This window comes from Promicromonospora sp. NPDC060271 (assembly GCF_042726755.1).
Taxonomy (GTDB): Bacteria; Actinomycetota; Actinomycetes; order Actinomycetales; family Cellulomonadaceae; genus Promicromonospora.
On the sequence record NZ_JBHXBG010000275.1, the window covers coordinates 1 to 4327 of the forward strand.

Sequence of the window (4327 nt, forward strand, 5' to 3'; positions counted from 1 at the left end):
ACCACTGGTGGTCGGGCCCGTCGAGGCCGTCGGGTGCGGGTCAGGCCTGGGCGAAGAACGTCCGCAGGTCCTGTACCACCAGCTCCGGGACCTCCAGGGCCGCGAAGTGGCCGCCCTTCGGGTACTCGGCCCAGTGCTCGATGCGCGCGTTGTCCCGCTCGGCGAACGCCCGGATGGTCTGGAAGTCGTCGGCGAAGACGGCCACGCCGATCCGGCCGGTGCTCACGACGGGCTCCGCCTCGGCGCGCTGCTCGGCGTAGTAGTAGCGCGCCGCCGTCGCGGACGTGTTGGTGAGCCAGTAGAGGCTGGCCTGAGCCAGCACCTGGTCGCGGGAGACCAGGCTCGTGCCGTTGCCGAAGTTCTCGAACAGCTCGCTGTAGGCGAGCTGCGCCACGGGCGAGTCGCTGAGCCCTGCGGCGATCGTCTGGGGCCGCGAGGCGTTCATCGTGTTGTACCCGCCAACGCTCTGAAACCACTGCATGTGGCCGAGGGCGGCGAACTCCTTGGGGCCGAACCCGTCCATCTCGCCCTCCGCGCCGGAGGGGAACGAGAAGAGCTGCAGCACGTGCGCCCCGAGGAAGCCCTCTGGGTCGAGGACCGCCAGCTCGCGCCCGATCATGGCGCCCATGTCGCTGCCGTGGGCGCCGTAGGTGTCGTAGCCGAGCCGCCGCATCAGCGTGTCGAAGGTGCGGGCGACGCGGGCCGTGGTCCAGCTCCCGCCGTCGGCCGGCTCGCTCAGCGGGGTGCTGAAGCCGAAGCCGGGGAGGGACGGGACGACCACGTGGAAGGCGTCCTCTGCCCGGCCGCCGTGCGCCACCGGGTCGGTCAGCGGCCCGATCAGGTCGAGGAAGTCGAGGAACGAGCCAGGGTAGGTGTGGGAGAGGAGCAGGGCCCGCGCCCCCGGCTCTGCGGAGCGGACGTGGACGAAGTGCACGTTCTGGCCGTCGATCTCGGTGACGAACTGCGAGAAGGAGTTGGCGCGCTCCTCGACCGCGCGCCAGTCGAACTCGTCGCGCCACTGCGCGACGGACTCGCGGAGGTACGACTCGGGCGTCCCGTAGTCCCACGAGTCGCCGGGGGCGGCCGGGGCGAAGCGGGTCCGGGCGAGGCGGTCCGCGAGGTCGTCGAGGTCGGCCTGCGGGATCTCGATCCGGAAGGGGCGGATGTCGGCGGCGGTGTTGTCCTGGGTGTTCTGCGTGGTCTCCATGTCTCAGACATTACGAGGGGTTCAGGAACGGTTCGTTCCTCTATTCTCTCGGAACTGGAGTAATTTCTCGGACGATTCGCTCGAAGATGGAAGGAGCCGCGATGAGTACGACGGCGGGGCGTCTGCTCGCCCTTCTCGGCCTGCTGCAGTCCCGCGCCGAGTGGTCGGGGGCCGAGCTCGCAGACCGGCTCGACGTCACCGACCGCACGGTGCGCAACGACGTCGCCCGTCTGCGGGACCTCGGCTACCCCGTCGACAGCGTGCGCGGGCCCGTCGGCCGGTACCGGCTGGGCGTCGGCGGCAAGCTGCCCCCGCTGGTGCTCGACGACGACGAGGCGGTCGCGATCGCGGTCGGCCTGCGCTCCGCCAGCGCCGTCGCCGGGATCGAGGAGAGCAGCGCCCGGGCGCTCGGCAAGCTCGAGCACGTGCTGCCCGACCGCCTGCGCCGCCAGGTGACCGCGCTGCGCGATGCCACGAGCGCCGGGCCGGTCAACACGAGCAGCAACGTCGAGGACCCCGCCGTCGACCCCGCGCTGCTCACGGAGCTGGCGGCCGCGATCCGCGACCACCAGGGCCTGCGCTGCTGGTACCGCGAGGAGCCGCGCGAGATCGAGCCGGCACGGCTCGTGGCCTGGCAGCGCCGGTGGTACCTGGTGGGGCGCGACGTCGGCTCGGGTCGGTGGCAGCCGTTCCGGGTGGACTGGCTGGAGCTGCGCACGCCGGGCGGGCGGCGGTTCGTGCCCACCGAACCGCCCGTCGACCTGACCGAGCTCGTGGTGCGCGAGGTGGCCCGGACGGGCTGGGCGGTGCACGCCCGCATCCTGGTGCACGCGCCTGCCGATGACGTGCTCGCCCGGATCAACCCTGCCGTCGGCACCGTCGAGCCGGTGGACGACAGGACCTGCGTGCTGGTCACGGGCGGGGACAGCATCGAGATGGTGGCCGTGTGGATCGGCATGCTCGGCCTCGACTTCACCGTGCGGGAGCCGCGGGGCCTGGTCGAGCACCTGGCGGAGCTGTCCCGGCGGTACGCGGCGGCGGTCGACGGGTGAACGGGCTCAGCCGCGCGTGGCGTGGCCCTGCTCGATGACCGTGGTGAGCCGGTCGCGGGTCTCCGCCAGCTCGCGCATCCGCTCGTCGATCCGGTCGCGCTCGGTGGCGAGCAGCTCGAGCATGCTCGTCGAGGCCATGCCCGTGTCCATGCACGGCATGATGTCGCGGACCGCCTTGCTGTTGAGCCCGGCGCTGTACAGCAGCTGGATCAGCCGGACGCGGTCGACGGCGTCCTCGGTGTAGTAGCGCTGGTCCGAGGGTGAGCGCTCCGAGGTCAGCAGGCCCTGCTCCTCGTAGTAGCGCAGCGCGCGAACGCTCACGCCTGCCTGCCCGGCGAGCTCGCCGATCCGCATCATCTCGCCCGTCCGCGTCATCGTGTGCCCCTGTGTCGTCTGTCTGTACCTCTGACGTCAACGTCAGATCCTACGACCTCCAAAGCCCTGAACAAGGCGCCGCTCATCTGTGATCCCGCATGTGCTCATCTGTTAGCCTGGCCGGACGTTCAACAGAGTCGTTCAGCAGAGCGGGAAGGGCGGCGGAGGAGCACGATGACGGCACTCGACGAAGAGACCGTGGGCGGCCTGGTGGCGTCCGCGCCGAGCGGCGCGGAGCTGGTGGTCCCCACCTACGACCGGTCCCGGCTGACCACCGGGATCGTCCATCTCGGGGTGGGCGGGTTCCACCGGGCGCACCAGGCGATGTACCTCGACCGGCTCATGTCCGAGGGCAAGGCGCTGGACTGGGCGGTCTGCGGCGTGGGCGTGCTTCCGGGCGACGTCCGGATGCGCGACGCGCTCGCCGCGCAGGACGGTCTCTACACGATGGTGCTCAAGCATCCGGACGGGCGCCTGGAGGCGCGCGTGATCGGGTCGATCAAGGAGTACCTGCTGGCGCCCGACGACCCCGAGGCCGTGCTCGAGAAGATGGCCTCGCCCGAGGTGCGCATCGTCTCGCTCACGGTCACCGAGGGCGGGTACAACATCCACCACGTGACCGGCGAGTTCGACCTTGCGAGCCCGGCGGTCGCGGCGGACCTGGCCGACGGCGCCGTCCCCGCGACGACGTTCGGGCTGGTCACCGAGGCCCTGCGCCGGCGGCGGGACCGGGGCGTTCCGCCGTTCACCGTGATGAGCTGCGACAACATCCAGGGCAACGGCGAGGTCGCCCGGCGGGCGTTCACGACGTTCGCCCGGGCCAAGGACGCGGACCTCGCGGCCTGGATCGAGGACAGCGTCGCCTTCCCGAGCTCCATGGTCGACCGGATCACGCCCGTCACCACGGACGCCGACCGCGCGCTGGTGGCCGAACGCTTCGGCATCGACGACGCCTGGCCCGTGGTGGCCGAGCCGTTCGAGCAGTGGGTGCTCGAGGACAGCTTTCCCACGGGCCGGCCCCCGTTCGAGGACGCCGGCGTGCAGGTGGTGTCCGACGTCGAGCCGTACGAGCTGATGAAGCTGCGCCTGCTCAACGCGAGCCACCAGGCGCTGTGCTACGTGGGCTACCTGTCCGGGTACCGGTACGCGCACGAGGTGGCGGGGCAGGACGTGTTCGCCCGGTTCCTGCTCGGCTACATGGACGACGAGGGCACACCAACACTGGAGCCGGTGCCCGGCATCGACCTGGGCCGCTACAAGCGCACGCTGATCGAGCGCTTCGCCAACCCGCACGTGGCCGACACCCTCGCGCGGCTGTGCGCCGAGTCGTCGGACCGCATCCCGAAGTGGCTGCTGCCCGTGGTCCGGCACCACCTGGCGACGGGTGGGCCGATCGAGCACGCGGCGCTCGTCGTCGCGTCCTGGGCCCGGTACGACGAGGGTGTGGACGAGGCCGGCGAGCCCATCGAGATCGTCGACAGGCTCGCCGACCGGCTGCACCGGGCGGCGCTCGCGCAGCGGAGCGACCCGCTCGCGTTCCTGCGCGACCGCGAGGTGTTCGGCGACCTGGTCGACGACGAGCGGTTCACCGCCGCGTACACGGCGGCGCTGACGTCCCTGCACGAGAGGGGTGCCCGCGCCACGGTCGAGGCCCTCGTAACCCGCTCCGAGCCCGCGAGGTAGAGCGGGCGTC

The 4327-nt window shown here is 71.6% G+C and carries 4 protein-coding genes; 2 read left to right on the top strand and 2 right to left on the bottom strand.

Going from position 1 to position 4327, the window contains the following annotated elements:
• Nucleotides 1-40: 40 nt before the first annotated feature.
• Nucleotides 41-1207, bottom strand: coding sequence for an epoxide hydrolase family protein (locus ACFWE2_RS24710; protein ID WP_377226855.1), 1167 nt, complete (start codon nucleotides 1205-1207; stop codon nucleotides 41-43).
• 101 nt (nucleotides 1208-1308) lie between these two features.
• On the opposite strand from ACFWE2_RS24710, the gene ACFWE2_RS24715 reads away from it, so the two are divergent.
• Nucleotides 1309-2259 (top strand): helix-turn-helix transcriptional regulator, encoded by a 951-nt coding sequence (locus tag ACFWE2_RS24715; protein ID WP_377226856.1) that lies wholly within the window; start codon nucleotides 1309-1311, stop codon nucleotides 2257-2259.
• A gap of 6 nt (nucleotides 2260-2265) precedes the next feature.
• Here ACFWE2_RS24715 and ACFWE2_RS24720 read toward each other — a convergent pair whose 3' ends face one another.
• Nucleotides 2266-2634, bottom strand: coding sequence for a MerR family transcriptional regulator (locus tag ACFWE2_RS24720; protein WP_377226857.1), 369 nt, complete (start codon nucleotides 2632-2634; stop codon nucleotides 2266-2268).
• Between the two features lie 174 nt (nucleotides 2635-2808).
• On the opposite strand from ACFWE2_RS24720, the gene ACFWE2_RS24725 reads away from it, so the two are divergent.
• Nucleotides 2809-4317: a mannitol dehydrogenase family protein gene (locus tag ACFWE2_RS24725; protein WP_377226858.1), complete on the top strand. Its 1509-nt coding sequence runs from the start codon at nucleotides 2809-2811 to the stop codon at nucleotides 4315-4317.
• The last annotated feature ends 10 nt before the right edge of the window (nucleotides 4318-4327 follow it).

Coding starts and splice junctions, on each gene's coding strand:
- ACFWE2_RS24710 (WP_377226855.1), bottom strand. CDS start 1,207: ATGGAGACCACGCAGAACACCCAGGACAACACCGCCGCCGACATCCGC.
- ACFWE2_RS24715 (WP_377226856.1), top strand. CDS start 1,309: ATGAGTACGACGGCGGGGCGTCTGCTCGCCCTTCTCGGCCTGCTGCAG.
- ACFWE2_RS24720 (WP_377226857.1), bottom strand. CDS start 2,634: ATGACGCGGACGGGCGAGATGATGCGGATCGGCGAGCTCGCCGGGCAG.
- ACFWE2_RS24725 (WP_377226858.1), top strand. CDS start 2,809: ATGACGGCACTCGACGAAGAGACCGTGGGCGGCCTGGTGGCGTCCGCG.